The organism is Pseudomonas sp. A25(2017), from assembly GCF_002001065.1.
Lineage (GTDB): Bacteria > Pseudomonadota > Gammaproteobacteria > Pseudomonadales > Pseudomonadaceae > Aquipseudomonas > Aquipseudomonas kilonensis.
Window position 1 is genome coordinate 19,479 of the sequence record NZ_MUOA01000073.1, and the last position, 18,386, is coordinate 37,864.

Annotated in this window: 18 protein-coding genes; 8 read left to right on the plus strand and 10 right to left on the minus strand. The window is 61.6% G+C overall.

Going from position 1 to position 18,386, the window contains the following annotated elements; all coding sequences use genetic code 11:
* Nucleotides 1-69: 69 nt before the first annotated feature.
* Entirely contained in the window at nt 70-942 is an 873-nt protein-coding gene (gene pdxY / locus B0E42_RS17925) for a pyridoxal kinase PdxY (RefSeq protein WP_018613913.1), read from the minus strand.
* A 119-nt stretch (nt 943-1,061) separates the two neighbouring features.
* On the opposite strand from pdxY, the gene B0E42_RS17930 reads away from it, so the two are divergent.
* Nucleotides 1,062-1,484, plus strand: coding sequence for a DUF3301 domain-containing protein (locus B0E42_RS17930; RefSeq protein ID WP_053186237.1), 423 nt, complete (start codon nt 1,062-1,064; stop codon nt 1,482-1,484).
* Between the two features lie 12 nt (nt 1,485-1,496).
* Here the strand turns inward: B0E42_RS17930 and B0E42_RS17935 are convergent, their stop codons facing one another.
* The gene (locus B0E42_RS17935; protein ID WP_053183208.1) at nt 1,497-2,462 is read right to left on the minus strand and encodes a GTP-binding protein; all 966 of its coding nucleotides are present in this window, start codon (nt 2,460-2,462) and stop codon (nt 1,497-1,499) included.
* A gap of 27 nt (nt 2,463-2,489) precedes the next feature.
* Between B0E42_RS17935 and B0E42_RS17940 the strand changes: the two genes are divergently transcribed.
* A complete protein-coding gene (locus B0E42_RS17940) occupies nt 2,490-2,843 on the plus strand; it encodes a hypothetical protein (RefSeq protein ID WP_014340943.1) in 354 nt (117 codons plus the stop codon).
* Here the strand turns inward: B0E42_RS17940 and B0E42_RS17945 are convergent.
* Nucleotides 2,840-3,490 (minus strand): DUF1826 domain-containing protein, encoded by a 651-nt coding sequence (locus B0E42_RS17945; protein WP_018613905.1) that lies wholly within the window; start codon nt 3,488-3,490, stop codon nt 2,840-2,842. The genes B0E42_RS17940 and B0E42_RS17945 overlap by 4 nt on opposite strands.
* Complete coding sequence (zigA, locus tag B0E42_RS17950) at nt 3,490-4,698, minus strand: zinc metallochaperone GTPase ZigA (RefSeq protein WP_077506962.1); 1,209 nt, start codon at nt 4,696-4,698, stop codon at nt 3,490-3,492. The genes B0E42_RS17945 and zigA overlap by 1 nt, the downstream gene beginning before the upstream one ends.
* Nucleotides 4,699-4,841: 143 nt before the next feature.
* On the opposite strand from zigA, the gene B0E42_RS17955 reads away from it, so the two are divergent.
* From B0E42_RS17955 to B0E42_RS17975, 5 genes are all read left to right on the plus strand, one after another.
* Nucleotides 4,842-5,234, plus strand: a complete 393-nt coding sequence (locus B0E42_RS17955) for a glutamine synthetase (protein ID WP_077506963.1) — start codon at nt 4,842-4,844, stop codon at nt 5,232-5,234.
* 116 nt (nt 5,235-5,350) lie between these two features.
* Nucleotides 5,351-6,247 carry a GTP cyclohydrolase FolE2 gene (gene folE2 / locus B0E42_RS17960; RefSeq protein ID WP_077506964.1) on the plus strand — a complete coding sequence of 299 codons (897 nt, stop codon included), beginning with the start codon at nt 5,351-5,353 and terminating at the stop codon, nt 6,245-6,247.
* The gene (locus B0E42_RS17965; protein WP_053183217.1) at nt 6,244-6,912 is read left to right on the plus strand and encodes a metal ABC transporter ATP-binding protein; all 669 of its coding nucleotides are present in this window, start codon (nt 6,244-6,246) and stop codon (nt 6,910-6,912) included. Before folE2 ends, B0E42_RS17965 begins: the two co-directional genes overlap by 4 nt.
* Nucleotides 6,912-7,778: a metal ABC transporter permease gene (locus B0E42_RS17970; protein WP_053183339.1), complete on the plus strand. Its 867-nt coding sequence runs from the start codon at nt 6,912-6,914 to the stop codon at nt 7,776-7,778. Before B0E42_RS17965 ends, B0E42_RS17970 begins: the two co-directional genes overlap by 1 nt.
* Before the next feature lie 11 nt (nt 7,779-7,789).
* Entirely contained in the window at nt 7,790-8,665 is an 876-nt protein-coding gene (locus B0E42_RS17975) for a metal ABC transporter substrate-binding protein (protein WP_053183220.1), read from the plus strand.
* A 184-nt stretch (nt 8,666-8,849) separates the two neighbouring features.
* Here B0E42_RS17975 and B0E42_RS17980 read toward each other — a convergent pair whose 3' ends face one another.
* Nucleotides 8,850-9,371: a DUF3617 domain-containing protein gene (locus tag B0E42_RS17980; protein WP_018613891.1), complete on the minus strand. Its 522-nt coding sequence runs from the start codon at nt 9,369-9,371 to the stop codon at nt 8,850-8,852.
* A gap of 141 nt (nt 9,372-9,512) precedes the next feature.
* Between B0E42_RS17980 and cls the strand changes: the two genes are divergently transcribed.
* Nucleotides 9,513-10,952, plus strand: a complete 1,440-nt coding sequence (gene cls, locus B0E42_RS17985; RefSeq protein ID WP_053183223.1) for a cardiolipin synthase — start codon at nt 9,513-9,515, stop codon at nt 10,950-10,952.
* Here the strand turns inward: cls and cfaB are convergent.
* From cfaB to B0E42_RS18010, 5 genes are all read right to left on the minus strand, one after another.
* Nucleotides 10,949-12,136: a C17 cyclopropane fatty acid synthase CfaB gene (gene cfaB / locus B0E42_RS17990; RefSeq protein ID WP_018613886.1), complete on the minus strand. Its 1,188-nt coding sequence runs from the start codon at nt 12,134-12,136 to the stop codon at nt 10,949-10,951. The two genes, cls and cfaB, sit on opposite strands and share 4 nt — an antisense overlap.
* Before the next feature lie 182 nt (nt 12,137-12,318).
* Nucleotides 12,319-14,238 carry a heavy metal translocating P-type ATPase gene (locus B0E42_RS17995; protein ID WP_077506965.1) on the minus strand — a complete coding sequence of 640 codons (1,920 nt, stop codon included), beginning with the start codon at nt 14,236-14,238 and terminating at the stop codon, nt 12,319-12,321.
* Nucleotides 14,235-15,287: a protease modulator HflK gene (gene hflK / locus B0E42_RS18000; protein WP_077506966.1), complete on the minus strand. Its 1,053-nt coding sequence runs from the start codon at nt 15,285-15,287 to the stop codon at nt 14,235-14,237. Before hflK ends, B0E42_RS17995 begins: the two co-directional genes overlap by 4 nt.
* The gene (hflC, locus tag B0E42_RS18005) at nt 15,284-16,324 is read right to left on the minus strand and encodes a protease modulator HflC (protein ID WP_077506967.1); all 1,041 of its coding nucleotides are present in this window, start codon (nt 16,322-16,324) and stop codon (nt 15,284-15,286) included. The genes hflK and hflC overlap by 4 nt, the downstream gene beginning before the upstream one ends.
* A complete protein-coding gene (locus B0E42_RS18010; RefSeq protein WP_077506968.1) occupies nt 16,321-18,282 on the minus strand; it encodes a protease modulator HflK in 1,962 nt (653 codons plus the stop codon). The genes hflC and B0E42_RS18010 overlap by 4 nt, the downstream gene beginning before the upstream one ends.
* Between the last annotated feature and the right edge of the window lie 104 nt (nt 18,283-18,386).

An 18,386-nucleotide genomic window follows, 5' to 3' on the forward strand; every position in this document is an offset into this window, starting at 1 on the left:
TTCAACATAAAGGTTGGCTGTGACATCGCTATCGCGAGCAAGCTCGCTCCCACAAGGGGCTTGCATTGATCAGAGGCTGATCGGCACTGCCTCGAACCGCACCCGTGGATGGGCGATCCGGTCTTGGGCGCGGACCAGTTCCAGCTCATAGCTTGTGCAGGCCTGGGTTTCCAGCAGCACTTCATGCACCGCTGCGGCAGTGAATTCGAGCGCCGCCACCAGACTGTCCCCCAACAGTATCCGCGCCAGGAACAACCCTGACGTCAGGTCACCCACGCCCACCGGCTGACGCGGGAAAGCCAGCAGCGGACGGCGCAGGTGCCAACTGCCATCGGCGGTCACCAGCAGCATTTCGAAGCTGTCATCGGGTTTGCCAGGGTAGGCCAGGTGCTTGACCAGCACCGCCTTCGGCCCACGGGCCAGCAACGCCCGGGCCATGGCCAGGCAATCGAGCAAAGACTGCGCCTTGCGTCCCGAAAAACTGTCCAGCTCCAGTTGGTTCGGGCACATGAGGTCCGCCACGGCAGCAGCTTCTTCCAGGAGAAACTCGCTCACCTCGGGCGCCACGATACAGCCCTTCTCTGGATGCCCCATGACCGGGTCACACAGGTACAGCGCCTTCGGATTGGCGGCCTTGATCCGCGCCACGCCCATCAGAATCGCCCGCCCCTGAGCCGCGCTGCCCAGGTAACCGGACAACACCGCATCGCAGTGACCCAGCTCACCGATGGCCGCAATGCCTTCTACCAATGCCGGTATCTGCTCTGGCGCCAGCACTTCCCCGGTCCATTGGCCGTACTGGGTGTGATTGGAAAACTGCACGGTGTTGAGCGGCCAAACGTTCACGCCAACCCGCTGCATCGGAAACACTGCGGCGCTATTGCCGGCGTGTCCGAACACCACGTGGGACTGAATGGCAAGCAGATGAGGCGTACGTTTCATGCGGGAAGTTTCCGTAAAACGATTGAAATTCAAGCCGCGCAGTATGCGACTAAACGCAGCCTGTACGACAGACCGGCGAGACAGTTAAGCTGGCAGCAACTTGTTGGAGCACTTTGTTCATGCTGACCCTTGGAAACATTTTCGTGCTGATGCTGCTGGCTACCGGCGGCGCCTGGCTGTGGCACAACCATGGCTTGCGCGAACGGGCGTTGGCGAGGGTCATGCAGCATTGCGCCAACCTCAAGATCGAGCTGCTGGACGGCAACGTGGCGCTGAAAAGGATCGGTTTCGTGAAAGACGCCAGCGGACGACGACGGCTGGCTCGCGTCTACACCTTCGAGTTCACCGTCACCGGCGAAAGCCGCCATTCGGGCACCATCACTCAGTTTGGTGCCCACAGCGCACAAATAGAACTAGCGCCCTACCCGATGCCCTTCGAAGAAACACCGCCACCCTCCATTGAACCGGTCCAGACCAGACCCAGGGCTGAAGTCATCGAGTTGAGCCAATGGCGCCAGGAACACAACAAATGGAAGCCTTGAAACGGGGCTGACTCAGCGACACCGACAGTTCGCCAGCCCGGCTCGCAGGCGATCAACGTCTTGCACCTGATCGAAAATCAGCTCGATCCGAGAATCCTGGCGCCACTCACTGGTTTGCCAACCCACCACCGCCCCCTCCAGCGCATTGGCTGAAACCCAACCACCGACGCTGTGGATAACCATCTTCGCCCGTTTCCAGTCCTGGCCTTGCAGCCATTGCGTCAGCGCCGCTGCGTCGAATTGCTGGCTGGGGTGCCAGCGCCAACCAATACTCCAGCCGCCTTCCTGCTGCTGATACAAGCAGATCGGCAGCGTCGGGTCGGACCAAATGGCCGGTATCTGGCCCAGGCTCTTCGGTAGATTCAAGTTATCCACAGCCCCACTGCCCCGAGCCGCAAGGCCTGGCAATCGATCGATCGGCAGCGCAGCCTGTTGCGTCCAGTACAACGCACGCCCTGGCAGTTGCGCCGTCAGCCGTTCGCGATCGGCTTGTGTGAGGGTCTCGGACTTGTTCAGCACCAGCAGTCCGGCATCCGCCAGGATTTGTTGCTGCGCGTCGGGCAAGGGCTTGCCGTCCGCCATCGCCCGGGCGTCCAACACCAGCACACAGGATTGCACCGCCAGCACACCGAGCCATGGCGCTTCGCTCAGCTGGCGCATCAACTGCGCCGGATGACCCAGGCCCGAGGGTTCGATGAACAGCCGATCTGGCCGGGCCTTGCGCAGCAAACGCCCAAGACCGATCTGAAACGGCGCGCCGTTGACGCAGCACAAGCAGCCGCCGGCCACTTCGCCCAGTGCGATACCATCGCCCGCCTGGGTCAGCAACGCGGCATCCAGGCCGATCTGGCCGAACTCATTGATCAACACCGCCCAGCGCTCATTGGCCGGGCGCTGCGCCAGCAGATGCCTGATCAGGCTGGTCTTGCCGGCGCCCAAGGGACCGGCGATGACATGAGTGGGAATGTGCTGCAACATAATCGACGGCTTTCGATGGAGGTGAATATGCGAATGATCGGCTGGTTGTTACTGGCACTGACTTCGAACCAGGCATTGGCCCAGGCTTGCGTGGTCCACAGCCAGGCGGAGCGGCTGGATGTGAAAGTCTGCCAGCAGAACCGCAACATCCCGCAGAAGCTGTTTGCCGATGGTTTCTGCCAGCCAAACCTTGCCGGCCAGAAGGTCGAGGTGCAATACGTCGATCAATGCCCTGGCGGCGCGTTCGGCGTCTGCAGCAACGCCCAGGTCGCCAATATGCCTTACCGCCAGGATATTCACTATTACGGCGTGGCGACCGATGCCGCTTATCTGCAGCCCTTTTGCGAAGGGCAGAGCCAAGGCACCTGGCTCAAGCCTTAAGCCAGCCAATCCAGCGTGAGAATCAATCGACGCTCTCCCGGCGCGAGCTCCGGTGATCGATGGATCAGGCCAAGGCCCTCGTTGCCGTGCCATTTTTCGCCTTTAAGCAAACCCACATCACCGCAACGAAACTGCTGGATCACGCGCGGATCACTGGGCTCAGCCTCAGGCTCGGCAAGTCGTCGACGGTCCATGGCACCTTCCTCAAGCCACTGGCTGCCGACGCCCGCATAGGTGGTCAGCAGCCGCACCGGCACGTGGTCAACGTGAAAGCGCGGGCACATCGCCTTGTCCAGCGTGCGCAGGCGCAGGCCGACACGTTGGGCACCCAATAGGCAGGCAAATGCACTGACCAGCCAGGAGACATCGGCGATAAAGCCTTCATAGCCTTGCAGGTCGCTGAAACCTGCCGCGAGCCCTCGCAGCGCCGGCTGCGTGTCTTCCTCCGGCAACTCGAGCACGCGTGATTCGGCCAGCGACGGGTCCATCGCCAGCACCATGGCCGCAAAATCGCTGATGTGTGCAGGAAGCTGACGCTGCCAGACCGCCAGGTTGGTGCCGTCGTCCAGGATCTGCGTGAATACCCCTGGCGTATCACCTTGGACCTGTCGTGCCTGCGTAGCCCTTTTCAGACTGGGCGCCAGCATCACGCCGCGACCTCGTCATGCCACGGGCCGAACGGATCGGGTAACAAGCGCCAATTTTCGGCGCCTAAGGCCATTTCCGCGTCGGTGAGCAAGCAAGCGTCCAGTTCGGCGGTGAGCTGGCTGAAGTCGATATCCTGACCAATGAACACCAGCTCCTGACGGCAATCGCCTGTGGCAGCGAGCCAGTTCTTCATGATCGCCGCTGTGCTCTCTTCATCCTGCGGCCATTGGTTTTTCGGCACGAACCGCCACCAGCGCCCGGCGAAACCATGCCGCATCAAGCCCCCGGCCTGGGACCAACTGCCCGCCTCCTCAGGTTTGCTGGCCAGCCAGAAGAACCCCTTGGAGCGCAGGAGTTTGCCGTTAGGCCATGGACGGTCGATGAAACTGAAAAAGCGCTCGGGATGAAACGGTCGGCGTGCCCGATAGGCGGTCGAGGCGATGCCATATTCCTCGGTTTCTGGCACGTGCTCGCCACGCAGCTCCTGCAACCAACCAGGGGCCTGGGCGGCGCGTTCGAAGTCAAAAAGGCCTGTATCGAGGATTCTGCCCAGCGGCACCTGCCCCATGACCATGGGGAGGATCTGCGCCTGAGCGTTGAGGCGCTGCAGAATCGCGGTCAACTCTTCCCGTTCATGCTGGCTGATCAGGTCAATCTTGCTGATCAGAATCACGTCGGCAAACTCGATCTGTTCGATCAGCAGGTCGGTGATCGAGCGTTCATCGTCCTCACCCAAGGTTTCACCGCGTGACGCAAGGCTTTCAGCGGCCTGGTAATCCAACAGGAAATTCACCCCATCGACCACCGTCACCATGGTGTCGAGTCGCGCCACATCGGCCAGGCTTCGGCCTTCTTCATCACGAAACGTGAAGGTTTCTGCCACTGGCAGCGGTTCGGAAATACCCGTGGACTCGATCAGCAGGTAATCGAAACGCCCTTCCCTGGCGAGTTGCCCGACTTCTTCGAGCAGGTCCTCGCGCAACGTGCAGCAGATGCAGCCATTGCTCATTTCCACCAGTTTCTCTTCGGAACGACTCAGGGTGACATCTCGCTGAACTTCGCTGCCATCGAGGTTGATTTCGCTCATATCGTTGACGATCACCGCAACCCGTAGATTGTCGCGATTACGCAAAACGTGGTTGAGCAGTGTGCTTTTACCGGCACCGAGGAATCCGGAAAGCACGGTTACGGGAAGACGATTGGGCATCAGGTATATCCTCATCGGGCGGCCGCTTCGACTACGGCTCGTTTCCAGGGTTTGGCTAGATTCAGGGGCAAGGCGTTTATGTTATAGTATAACAACGCAATTCAACCAGCCCCCGCCATCCCGTATTGGCCTGAGATCACTCCATGCGCAATCATCTGAAATTCGTATTGGCGAGCCCGTTGTTGCTGTGGGTGTTAAGCGTTTCGGCCCAAACCTCACTCCTGGCGAACTGCACCCGCAGTGCAAATCTGCTGGCGTGCGTGGACATCCAGAGCAACGCCTACAGCGTCGCAACGGCGGGAAACACCATTTATTTACGAGGTTTTGAAGCGGCCAGTCGTCGTTATTGGGCGCAAACAAACAGCCGTTACGGTCAGCTCACCTTCTTTACCGGCTTGGCATCGGATGGAGAAAGTTGGGTCGGATACAGCCGGCGAGTGGGCTGGACGACCCTTAATCGTTTCTCGAGCTCCGGTGGTAGTGGGGGCGCATTTGTATGCGGGCGCATGAACGGCTGCCAGGATTCATCGCGCTGATGTTTCACGTGGAACGTGAACGTTTGGGGAGATGAAACTCCTTTCATGGAAAAGGTTTCTTTAAATCAGTTGTTATACTATAACATCTAATTTTGAACCTTCGATGGACCTTGACCATGAACGCGTTAACCCTGCCCGACATCGCTGCGCAGGCTTCACGTCAAACCCTGCCCCTCGATTGGGTGGGCATGTGTGGCATCGCAACACCGGTGTTGATCGACGGCCAGCGTCTCAGTGCAATGGCCGACGCAGGTGTCAGCCTTGATGACGGTGAGGCGCGCGGCATTCACATGTCACGTTTATACCTGGCGCTGGAGTTGCTCGAAGAGACGACGCTCTCACCAGCGTTATTGCGCCGAATCCTCCAGCAATTTCTCGACAGCCACGAAGGCTTGTCCCACGCGGCATCGCTCAGTGTGCATACCGATCTGCTGCTCAAGCGTCCGGCACTCATCAGCCCGCTGATGGGTTGGAAACGCTACCCGGTGAGCATCGAAGCCCACTTGAAAAACGCAATGTTCCACGTGGAACTGAACATCCAGATTCCCTATTCATCCACCTGCCCCTGTTCGGCCGCACTTGCCCGGCAGTTGATCCAACAGCAATTCATCGACGACTTCGCTAACCAGAAACTTGAGCACGCCGAGATCCTGGCCTGGCTAGGTTCATCGAACGGCATTGTTGCCACCCCTCATAGCCAACGCAGTAAGGCGATCCTGACCCTGCGCCTGAATGCCAATGCCGACGATTTGCCGCTTCAGTCTTTCATCAACGAAGCCGAAGCAGCCCTCGGCACCGCTGTGCAGACCGCCGTCAAGCGCGCCGATGAACAGGCCTTCGCCCTGGCCAACGGCCAAAACCTGATGTTCTGCGAAGACGCCGCGCGGCGATTAAGCACGGCCCTGAGGCGGTTACCCGACATCGCTGCCCTGAATGTACGCGTCGTTCACGCCGAAAGCCTGCACGCCCATGACGCCGTGGCGCAAAGCCGCTGGACCCGGGGCGCATCATGATCAACTGCCAAGCGCTGCGCTGGGGCGCACCCGGACAACCTCTCACACCGCCGCTCACGATGCAGCGACCGGCCGGTAGTCTCACCGCTATTATCGGTGCCAACGGCTCGGGCAAAAGCAGCCTGTTGAAAGTGCTCGCGGGGCTGCAACAACCGCTCTCTGGCAAAGTCACCTTGGATGTTCCACGCCGTGGTGGGGTTTCGTTCATGCCCCAGCAGCAACATCTGGATCGGCAGTTCCCCATCAGCTTGCAGGAGTTGGTGGCCGCCGGTTCCTGGGGTAATCGACACACGCCAGCGATACGCGGGCAGTTGCTCCAGACCGTACTGACCGACTGGGCGCTGACCGGCCTTGAGCATCGTCCGTTAATGGCGCTGTCTGGAGGCGAGTTGCAACGCGCCCTGCTCGCTCGCATGAGCCTGGCCGAAGCGCCACTGCTGTTGCTCGACGAACCTCACGCCGCCCTCGACGAACAGGGCCAGGCACTGCTGTGGAAACACCTCCATCACTGGCACGCCCAGGGCCGAACCGTCGTGGTGGTATGCCATGATCTGGCAGCGGTCCGCCAACATGTCCCCCATACGCTGCTGATAAAAAATACCGGCTGCGTGCTGGGCCGCAGTGTCGATTTGATCGCCCAACAACCCCATACGTGGGTGGCCTGATGCTTGCGGCCACTCATCTCTGGCAACCGTTTCAAGAGTTTGTCTTCATGCGTCGGGCCTTGCTTGGCGGCCTGGTGCTGGCGTGCAGCACGGCGCCGTTGGGCGTGTTCCTGATTCTTCGGCGCATGAGCCTGATTGGTGACGCCGTAGCGCACGGCATTCTGCCTGGCGCCGCCCTGGGTTTCTGGTTTGCCGGGCTGAGCCTGCCGGCCTTGACCGTTGGCGGCCTGGGCGCGGGCCTGAGCATGGCCGGGCTCGCTGCCTGGATTACCCGGCGTACCGGTCTAAGGGAAGACGCCAGCCTCGCGGCGATTTATCCCATTTCCCTGGCGGCCGGCGTATTGATCCTCGGCATGGCCGGTAAACACCTGGACTTGCTACACCTGCTCTTCGGCTCAGCCTTGGCGGTGGACGGCCCGACGCTCACCGGCATGCTCTGGGTGTCCGGTGCCAGCTTGTTGGCGATGGCATTGATTTACCGACCGTTGCTGCTCGATACCCTGGACCCACTGTTCCTGCAAACCGTCAGTCGTCTTGGCCCGCTGGCCCATGGCGTATTCCTGACCCTGGTGGTGTTGAACCTGGTGATCGGCTTCCAGGCCATCGGTGCGCTGATGGTGGTCGGCCTGATGATGTTGCCAGCCGCCGCGTCGCGATTCTGGAGCCGTCGCCTGCCACTGCTGATGCTGATCGCGGCGCTGCTCGGCTGCCTCTCGGTCTGGCTTGGCCTGTTGTTGTCCTTCTATTACTCACTGCCCAGCGGGCCGTCCATCGTGCTGGTGGCAGGCGGGTTTTATCTGCTGTCGGTGGTATTCGGTCCGGTGCACGGCTTGCTGCGCCGCCCGCCTTTGCTCACATCCCAATGAGGTGTTTCCCGATGCGCGTACTGCTCGTGCTATTCAGTCTGATGCTGTCCATGTCCCTGTCCGCCGCCGAAAAGCTCCAGGTGGTGACCAGCTTCAGCATCCTCGCCGACATGACCCAACAGGTCGGCGGTGAGCATATCCAAATCACCAACATGGTCGGCCCGGACGCCGATGCACACACCTACGAACCCACGCCAGACGACGCCAAGGCATTGCTCAGGGCAAAACTGATCATCAAGAATGGCTTGGGCTTCGAGTCGTGGCTGGACCGCCTGGTGACCAGCACTGAAACCACTGCCCCGGTGATCAGCGCCAGTCGCGGCGTCATCCCGCGCTCACTGGATGAGGATGGCGAGACCATCCCCGACCCGCACGCCTGGCACAACCTGGCGAACGCCGAGCTGTATGTCAGCAACATCACCAAGGCATTGGAAGCGGCCGACCCGGCCAACAAGGCCGACTACGAACGCAACAGCCAGGCGTACTTGAAGAAAATCTATGCCCTGCTCGCCGAAGCCAAGGCCAAGCTCGGTGCATTGCCTGCCGGCAATCGCAAGATCGTGACCTCCCACGATGCATTCGGTTACCTGGGCCAGGCCTATGGCATCGAGTTCATGGCGCCCCAGGGTTTATCCACAGAGCGTGAACCGTCGGCGGCAGAAGTCGCGGCGCTGATTACCCAGATCCGTCAGGCGAAGGTCAAAGCGGTGTTCATGGAAAACATCAAGGACGCACGCCTGCTCAAGCAGATCGCCGACGAGAGCGGCGCGCACATCGGCGGCACGCTGTACTCCGATGCACTCGCGGCCAGCGGACCGGCCAGCACCTTCACGGGTCTTTTCGAATACAACCTCAATACGTTGTATGAGGCGCTGAGTCGGCCTTGATCAAGCACTTGTGGCAAGGCTTGCCCTGATCGAGCGCTTGTGGCAAGGCTTGCCCTGATCGAGCGCTTGTGGGAGCAAGGCTTGCCCGCGATGAACGATACCGCGCTTGGCGATTGACCAAGTTGCCCGCATCGCGAGCAAGCTTTGCTCCCACAGGTTCACCAAGAAATTACCTAATTCCGATTCAAGCCCTCGGCTTGACCGTCCCACACTCCTGCCCCAGCCATACCGCGCGCGTGTCGAGGCTGCCGTTCTGCTGGATGCCGGTGGCATTGAACGTGCCGTTGACCTTGGTGGTGAATTCACGATCGCTCTGGAACGTCGCGACGCCATTACCCTGGGCTTTCGGGCAACTGAAGCGAAACTTCCACTGATTGCCGGTACGCTCGGTGATCTGCTGCTTGCAACCCGATTGCGGGTCTTGCAGCGGAATGTCATTGGTTTGCACCTGCGCCGGGGTCAGACAGACGCGAATGCCTTTACCGCCCATGGTGATGCCCTGCTTTTCCAGCATCGCCCGTTGCTCCGGGGTCATCTGGGTTTGCAACTGGCCGAGGATCAATTGCAGGTCCGGCAAGTTCTGGTTATCGACCTTCATGTTGCTGGTGGTCAGTTCCCACAAACCCGGCTGGAGCATCTGCGCCTGAGCCGCCATCGGAACCGCCAAGCCAATTGCCAAGGCCACACCCAGCAGACGAACATTCATTGCATAAACTCCAGAGGACAAGTGGCCGTTAGACGCCGCCCACAGGCTTCGGTTCAAGCCCGGGACGAGTGAATTAAATAGCGACATTCGCCATGGAACATGGTCTGTTAAGCATAGAAACTTCCGGAGCAAGGCTGCCCCATGGATTATTTCGGCCCGCATGTTTTCGGTTACCTGATCGCGCTGTTCCACACCCTGGGTTCCGTCGCCGCCGTCCACGCTGTATTGACAGTGCGCACGGCCCAAGGCTCGATTGCCTGGGCCCTGTCGCTGCTGTTCATTCCCTACCTGACGTTGATTCCTTACCTGGTTTTCGGGCGCAGCACCTTTGATGGCTACATCAAGGCGCGCCGACAAGCCAACGAAGAGATGCGCAAGGCGATCTCCGAGCTGAACTGGCGGCCGTGGGTTGAAGAGGCTTTGACCGCCCGTGCCTCCCAGGCCTACGACTCGCTACGGGCCATGCCCAAGCTGGGGCGCACACCGTGCCTGGCGAACAATCAGGTGCGTTTGCTCGTCAATGGGCAGGCCACGTTCGAGGCAATCTTCCAGGCCATCGATAACGCACGGCAGGCCGTGCTGATTCAATTTTTCATCATCCACGACGACCGCCTCGGCCTACGCCTGCAGACACTGCTTCTGAAAAAAGCCGCCGAAGGCGTGGCGGTGTATCTGCTTTACGACCGCATTGGCAGCCACTCCCTGCCCCACCGCTACGTCCAAGCGCTGCGCGACGGTGGTGTCCACGTCAAAGCCTTCGCCACCCGCAGCGGCTGGCTCAATCGGTTCCAGGTCAACTTTCGCAACCACCGCAAGATCGTGGCGGTGGATGGCGTTCTAGGCTTCGTTGGCGGGCACAACGTGGGCGATGAATACATGGGCGAAAAGCCGCCCCTGGCGCCGTGGCGCGACACCCATGTCGAAGTCTGCGGCCCGGTGGTGGGAAGTATGCAAGAGTCGTTTGCCGAGGACTGGTTCTGGGCGGCCCGTTCGCTGCCACCGCTGATCCTGCCAGACACCTACCCGGACGACGGTGTGCTCTGCCAGTTGCTGACCAGCGGCCCGGCCGATGCCTACGAAACCTGTTCGCTGTTTTTCGTCGAAGCTATCCATGCGGCCAGCGAGCGAGTCTGGATCACAACGCCTTACTTCATCCCTGACGAAGCGGTGTTCGCGGCCTTGCGCCTGGCGGTGCTGCGCGGGGTGGATGTGCGCATCCTGCTGCCCTCGCGGCCGGACCACAAGATCGTCTACGCCGCATCCAGCCTGTATGCGTTTGAAGCGGTGCGGGCCGGTGTGCGGATGTTCCGTTACGCGCCAGGCTTCCTGCATCAGAAAGTGGTGCTGATCGACCGGGAAATCAGCGCCATCGGCAGTGCGAACCTGGACAACCGTTCGTTCCGCCTGAATTTCGAAGTCATGCTGCTCACGGTGGATATCCCGTTCGCCACCGAGGTCGAGCAGATGCTTGAGCAGGACTTCGCCCGAGCCGTGGAAATCGACAAACAGGAAAGCCGGGAGACCCACCGCCTGCAGAAGATCGGCATGCGAATCGCCCGGCTTATTTCCCCGATTCTCTAAGGGGTGTAGATGTCGTCGCGGGTCCAGGGCAACTCATGGCTACCGTCGGCGTGGGCCTTCACCGCCAGGATCTGGTGCAAATTGATCCAGCCCTTGGCGAACGCGTAGGCGCAGCCGGCCAGGTACAGACGCCAGATCCGCAACGCCTGTTCCGGCACTTCCTTCGCGGCGGCCTCGAGATTGTCCTCCAGGCGTTCACTCCAGTGATCGAGCGTGCGCGCGTAATGCAGGCGCAGGCTTTCCACGTCGACGATCTCCAGCCCCGCTTCGCTGATTTCGGCAGAGATCATCGACAGGTGCGGCAGCTCGCCGTTGGGGAATACATACTTCTCGATGAATTCACCGGCGCCACGACCGACCGGACGACCGTCGGTGTGCTTGGCGGTGATGCCATGGTTCATCACCAACCCGCCCTCACGCACCGCGCCGAACAGCGTCTTGCAGTACTGCTCGAGGTTGGCGTGGCCAACATGCTCGAACATGCCGACGCTGACCACTTTGTCGAAGCGACCGTCCTGGGGCAGGTCGCGGTAGTCCAGCAATTGCAAATCGACCAGATCCTCCAGGCCTTCTGCCTTGACCCGTTCCCGAGCCAGTGTCAGCTGCGCCTTGCTCAGGGTAATCCCGAAGACTTTGGCACCAAACTCGCGTGCAGCGTAACGGGCCAGGCCGCCCCACCCACATCCGACATCCAGCAGGTAGTCACCCGGCTGTAATCGCAGCTTGCGGCACAAGTGGCGGAATTTGGCTTGCTGGGCCTGTTCGAGGGTTTCACTGCCCGTCTCGAAATAGGCACAGGAATAGGCCATGTCACTGTCGAGCCACAGCTGATAGAACGCGTTGGAAAGATCGTAGTGATAGGAGATCGCCTGGGCGTCGGTTTCCTTGTCGTGGAGCGATCGCACCGGCAGGTTGTCGGCGTCGTCCTCAATCAATGCCTGGCTCCATTCATCGCAGACACGAATGACTTCGTGGATCGATCCTTCGAGTTCCAGCTTGCCTTCGACGAAGGCCGCTCCTAGCGCATTCAGGCTGGGATGGGTGAATTGCGCGACCATTTGTGGGTCCTTGACCACGATCGTGACACTGGGGTCGTCACCCAGTGAAAATTCATGGCCATCCCAGAGCCGCAGCCGAAGCGGTAGATGCAGATTCTGTAAGGCCGGTGGAAGTTGCGCGAGCATGAAGAATCCCCCATGTTTCAGACGTCTGAAAATGAGGGTAGACCATCATAGAAAAATAGCAGGCTATCGAATTTATAGCCTTTCTCTATCACCGTCCCAAATTCACTCCTTGTGCCGGGTAATGCCAGTATGGGTGCCCTCTCCAACAGAGACTGCAAGGGTGACGCACAGTTCGCCAAGGGTTATCCAACGGCTCCCTTCGCTTGGATTTTCAGGAGTGGCTCCTGGAACCGCAGCAATCGCCCTGCATTACCTAACACTAGCAGGGTACTGAGATTGTGCAGCAGCGCAGCGATCATCGCCCCCGCCGCGCCGAGCCAACCGAAGGCGGCAAAGGCGACGATGGCCAGCGTCCAGCCCAGGCCAATGATCACGTTGACCTGCAACGTGCGCCTGCATTGGCGGCTCAATCGGACGCAGGTGCCGAGGCGTCGCAGGTCGCTGCCGATCAGCACGATGTCTGCCGACGCCAGGGCGATATCTGCGCCGCCGGCGCCCATTGCAACGCCGACCACCCCGGCCTTGAGCGCCAGGGAGTCGTTGATGCCATCGCCCACCACCATGGGGCGGAACCCATGGTCGATTTCGGCCATGACCCGTTTGAGTTTGTCTTCAGGGAGGGCCTGGGCTTGCAGGTCGCCGATGCCGACATCCCGGGCCAGGGTCGTGGCCACGCTCTGGCGGTCGCCGGTCAACAGCAACTGACGTCCCAGGCCCAGCTCGCGCAGCTCGGCCATGGCAACCCGTGCCTCCGGCTTGACGCTGTCGGCCAGCAACAGCCAGGCGAGGAACTGCCCATCCAGGGCCAGACCGGCAATCGGGCCATCGTGCTCCGGGACCGCTGACGTTTGAATGCCCAGCTGTGCAAACAACTCCGGCCGCCCAAGCGCCGCTTCGCCCTGGGCGGTCATCGCGACCACCCCTAAGCCCTGGCGCTCATGGATGTCCGTCAGCGCCACGCAGTCTTCCTGGTCCACCAACCCTGCCAACGCACGACTGACCGGATGACTGCTGGCCGAACCGAGGCTGGCCGCCAAAGGCAGTAGCAACGATGAGGGAGCATCCTGGGCATGTTCGATGGATTGCAGGCGCAGGACGCCGTAGGTCAGAGTACCGGTCTTATCGACAACCAACGACGTCAGGTCCGCCAGTTCTTCCAGGAAGGCCGAGCTGCGGATCAGGATCCCGTGGCGCGCCGCCACCGCGATCCCTGCAATGGCGGTGGCCGGCGCCGACAGCACCAACGCACAAGGGCAGGCGGCGACCAATACCGCCAGCATCGCCTGGGCATCGTTGGTCACGAACCAGGTCACCGCCGCCAGCAACAACACCAGTACCAGGTAACTGCCGGCGTAGCGTTCCAGCAAGCGAGTGATGGGTGGCTTGGAGCGTTCAGCGTTTTGCATCAGTGCGATGACTTTGCCCAGAGTCGATTCTTCGCCGGTCCGGGTCACTTCCAGGCGCAACAGGCCATCCAGGTTGATCGCTCCACCAAAGACTTCAGTGCCGACCACAGCCTCCAACGGCACCGACTCACCCGTGATGGGCGCGGTGTCGAGGCTGGCTTGGCCGGACAACACCCGACCATCAGCCGGCACCCGGTCACCGGCGCGCACCTCAACGACATCGCCGGGCTGGAGCGTTGCATTGTCGACATCGATGATCGAACCGTCGGCCTGCACCTTGCGACCTTGGCTGCGGGTCAGTTGGCCAAGTGCATGGATCGCCTCCTGGGAACCGATGACGCTGCGCTCTTCCAGCACATGCCCGAAGATCATGATGATTGGCAACAACGCCGCCGTCAGCAGATCGCCGGTGGCCCAGGCACCGAGCATCGCCAGGGCGATGAGTTGGTCGGTAATCCCGTGCAGGCTTGGGTAACGCAAGCTGTACCAGGCCGACCGCATCACCGGCACTGCCACCAACAGCGAGGCGAACCCCAACAGCAGTTGGCTGACACCGCTCTGCTCCGGCGACCAACCGCGCCATACCAGGCCCAATGCGAGCAAGCCGAGGGCGAGCATCGCCAAGGTCAGTTGCCGGGCGGCGATGCGTTGTTCCGTCGAGGACAACATCGGTGCAACGCTGGTTTGGGCGGTCATTGTCCGGCTCCCTGGATGATCAGGTGGGAATCGTCTTTCGGATCGACCGTGGTCACTGAACCGGCCTGGCGAAGGATGGCAGGCATGCGTTCGCGATACAGACGCAGCAGCATTTGCGGATCGCTGCCTTGGGTCTTCGCCAAGCCGAGCACCGTGGCCGTGTCGGCCGAAGCCTTGGCGAGTCGTTCGCTGGCCTGGGCATGGGCGACTTGCACGGCGCGGTCGGCATCTTGGCGAGCGGCCTGGGTGAGTTTTTCCGCTTCAGTCCGGGCGTTGGCCACGGCTTTATCGGCCTGCTGGCTGGCCGTCAGCACCGCGTTGAAGGCACTCACCGCCGGCCCCGGTAAACTCGATTGCACATCGACCCGCACCACTTCGATCCCCAACCCCTGCCCCGTCGCCGCCAAGTCAGCCAGGCGTCGGTTAAGCCCCTGGACCAGATCGCCACGCAAGCGTTCGCGACGCTCGGCCGCCTGGTTGTCGCTGCCCATCAGTTCGGGGCGAGCCACCAGAATGGTGTCCAGATCCCGGGCTGCGGTCAGGGCCACGGCACTGCGGGTCGCCAACCGGTCCAGTGCCGGTAGGACATGTTCACCTTGCAAGACGAAGGAATAAGGGTCGGTGACTTTGTAGAACACCCGCACATCCAGTTGCACCACGCCGGCATCACCGGTCAATAAATAACCAGAGCCGGCCAACGCATCGCTGACCGGGGTGGCGAAGCTGGCGACACGATCAGCCTGCAAGGCCGCATCCGAGCGCAGCAGATTTTCCACCCGCCGCTCAAGCACCCGATCCGCAGCGGGCAGCAAGACCACTTGTTCCACAGGACGAGGCCACGCCAACAAAAGGCCGGCATTCTGGATGCGATCCAAGGCGCCAAAGTGCAGCACCACCGCACGATTCTGCGGATCGATCTGCCGCACGTTGGAAAAGACCCAGGCCAACGCCGCCAACACCGTGACGGCGTAAAGCGCCAGAAACGCCAGGCGCCCGGCCTGGATCCACGGGCTGGATAACTCGTTTGTTCCACGTGGAACCAAACTCATGGTTGTGTTCCACCTTTACCTTCCATGGAAACAGGGCCGTCCACCAGGACACGGAATGGCGCCGCATCGGTGCGCAAAATCAGCTTCGTGCCTGGGCTGACGATCGTGCCCAAGGTGTCCAGCGAACGGAGCAGGTTGTAGAGCTGCGGAGATCCAGCGTATGCCCGGCCGTAGATCTCGGCTGCTTCTACCCGCGACTGCGCTTCGATATCCGCAGCTTTCACCGTGGCATCGGCTTGCAGGACTCGCGCATCACGTTCTGCGGCGGAGCGAATCTGCGCCGCTTCGCGCTTGCCGATGGCGGTGCGTTCGGTGGCGATGGTCTCACGCTCGGCGCGCATGCGATCCACCGTCGCCGTCAGTGTCACCGAGGGCAAGGTCAGGCGCTCAACGCCGACTTGCAGCACGCGCACGCCGTAAGTGGTGAGCAACTGTTGATCGATCTGTTGACGCAACTGAGCTTCGAAATCGGCGATGCGTACCTGGCTGGCGTCGGTGTTGACCAGGTTCGCCAGGTCAAAACTGGCGGCCGTGGTTTCCAGCGCCGAGCCGACAAAGGTGCGGATCTGCCGTGCGGCTTCGTCCGGTTGGTTCTGCACCGCGCGCATGAAGCGCTGCACGTTGTCCGGGTCACCCTGTACCTGCCACGCCACGTAGGCCTGGACGATGATCCGCAGCCCGTCACGAGTACCGACATCCTGCAGGCCGCTGGAGGTGGTGCGCAATCGCAGGTCCACCGGGATCGCTGCCTCGAACGGCGCCGGCCAGCGCCAACCCAAGCCAGGTTGCAGCAGCACCCGCGCCGGATTGCCGAAACGGGTGATGACCGTGGCCTCCCCCGAGCGCACTTGCACCAGGCTGGCCGCTGCAACGGCAAACGCCACCAGCAACACCGCCCAACCCATCCGCCGCCACGGGAACGGACCGGCTTGCTGCGTATCGCCATGATGGTGGTGATGATGCCCATGGTGATGACCGGCATTACCGTGATCGTGACCAGCGTGGTCGTGGTGATCGTGTGTAGAGGACTGGCTCAATGGGCAGCTCCTGGCGGGACAGGGTTACGCGGCGACGCGGGGTCTACCGGCAGCGTGAAGGTACGCAAGTCGATGGTCGGCGCGTTGCCGCTGCCGCCCAGGCGATGGTCGAGAATCAGCAACCGGGCATTGGTGAGGCCCTGCCTGAGTTGGCCCAGGTAATGCTCCAGCACAAAAGCGTGCCCCGCCGTGGCGTAGGCTTTGCGGTCGGCATTGAAGCGCAGGTCGGCGACCTGGGCGGTCGCGTTGATTTCCCGGGCGGTGGCCGTAGCCTGGTCATGGGCGACGCTGGCTTGCAATTGCGCCTGGTTGGTCTGTTCCGCCGCCGCGCCACGCTCTCGGGCGATCAATGCCTGCGCGCCAATCTGCGCCGCCTGCACGCCGTGGTAGGCATTGGCCGCACCGGCCGGTGGATGAATCGCCTCCACAACCGTCGCCAGGATTTCCACACCGCTGTCGAGCGATTGCAAATCAGCCTGGACGGCGCGACCGATTTCGTCGGCGAGGCTGACACGGTCCGCGCCCAGCAAACCGTCCAGCGTGCGGGACGCAAACTCATGCACCAGGATGCGGCTGGCGGTGCTGCGGATCAGCGTCGGCACATCCGCGCTGTTGTAGGTCGCCGCCAACGCCGCAGCGTCGGTCAGGCCGATACGGTAGACAAAGCGCACGTCCATGTTGACGATCTGGAAGCTCTGCTGGTCGGCACGACGACTGGCAATGACCTGGGACTTGTCGTTCACATGGCTGGCGTCCCACAACCGATTGGCGATTGCCGGCGCCGGTCCCTCCGCCGGTTCAGCCTCGACCACGGCCCGACTCTCCGCGACGCTGGTCGCCAGTTCATGCACAACACCATTCTCGACGTTCAGCACCCTGCCCCACGGCCAAGGCAACGCGACATGCAAGCCCGGGCCGAACACCTCCACCGGTTTGCCAAAGCGCTCATAGATGCCACGTCCCTGCAGCGGCACTTCATGCATGCCCGTCAACAACCAGCCCACCAGCGACACCAGCGCCAACACCGGCAAAAAAGCCCGGCGCATGTAGCTGAAGGCCCAGATCTGGCGCAGGTCGATACCAAAACGGTTGTGCAGTTCATGCTGCAGGGCCAGCAACGGTTGCGGCGGCCAGCGCAGCAGATCGGCGATGACACTGCGGCCCAGCAGCGTCGGTTCCAGGGCGTCCCGGCGCGGGATGAATAACGACAGCACCGCGCGCAGCAAAAACTCGGCCGCCACCACGCCCGGCAACAGCCCCATCAGCACGGCCAGGCGCATCGGCCAGATGGACGTTTCTGCGGCGAACAACAAGCACAAAGCGCCGAGCACCAGCACGATGATTGCCACCCGCGTCAGTTGCGCCAGCGGCGGCGCTTCCGGCCATTCCACCGGAGATTGCTGGGCCAATTGCCGCTCGAACACCAATAACCCGAACGCCAACAACAACGACAACACCGCCCCCACACTGGCCGAGACACCGAGGGCGGCAGCCGGCAGTTGCAAATTCCAGGCTTGCTCCAGGCCCAGCAATACCAGCACTGACCACCCGACCAACCACAACGCAGGCGCACCGATCTGTTTCAGCAGGCCGACCCCGCGAGCGCCCATTCGCTCCAGCAGCCGCTCATACCAACCCAGGTTATCAACAGGCTCGTTTTCCGCAGGCAGGTTATCCACAGCTGGCAGCAGCGCCCTGCTACGCCATTGCGTGACCCACCAGGCCGATTGCAAACCCACCACCAGCACCAAGAGTCCCGCGCCTTGGCTGACCAGCAAAACCGGCCATAGCGACTGTGGCGAAAACACCCCGATAAAAAACGCCAGCACCAGGCCCAAACCCGCCACGCTTCCCAGGGCGAAAGCAATCTGCTTCAAACGGCGCCCTTGAAACAACGCGCGCTGAAAACGCGGCCATTCGGCCACCTGTGCCCCCTCGACATCAAGATCGACTTGCATACCACCCCAGCACTCGTGGCGATCAAAATCCGGGGCCGTGGCCAGGCGCCACCGACGCTCCGTTATATGCCGTTACCTTATAACGATTCCTGTGAAATTTCCGT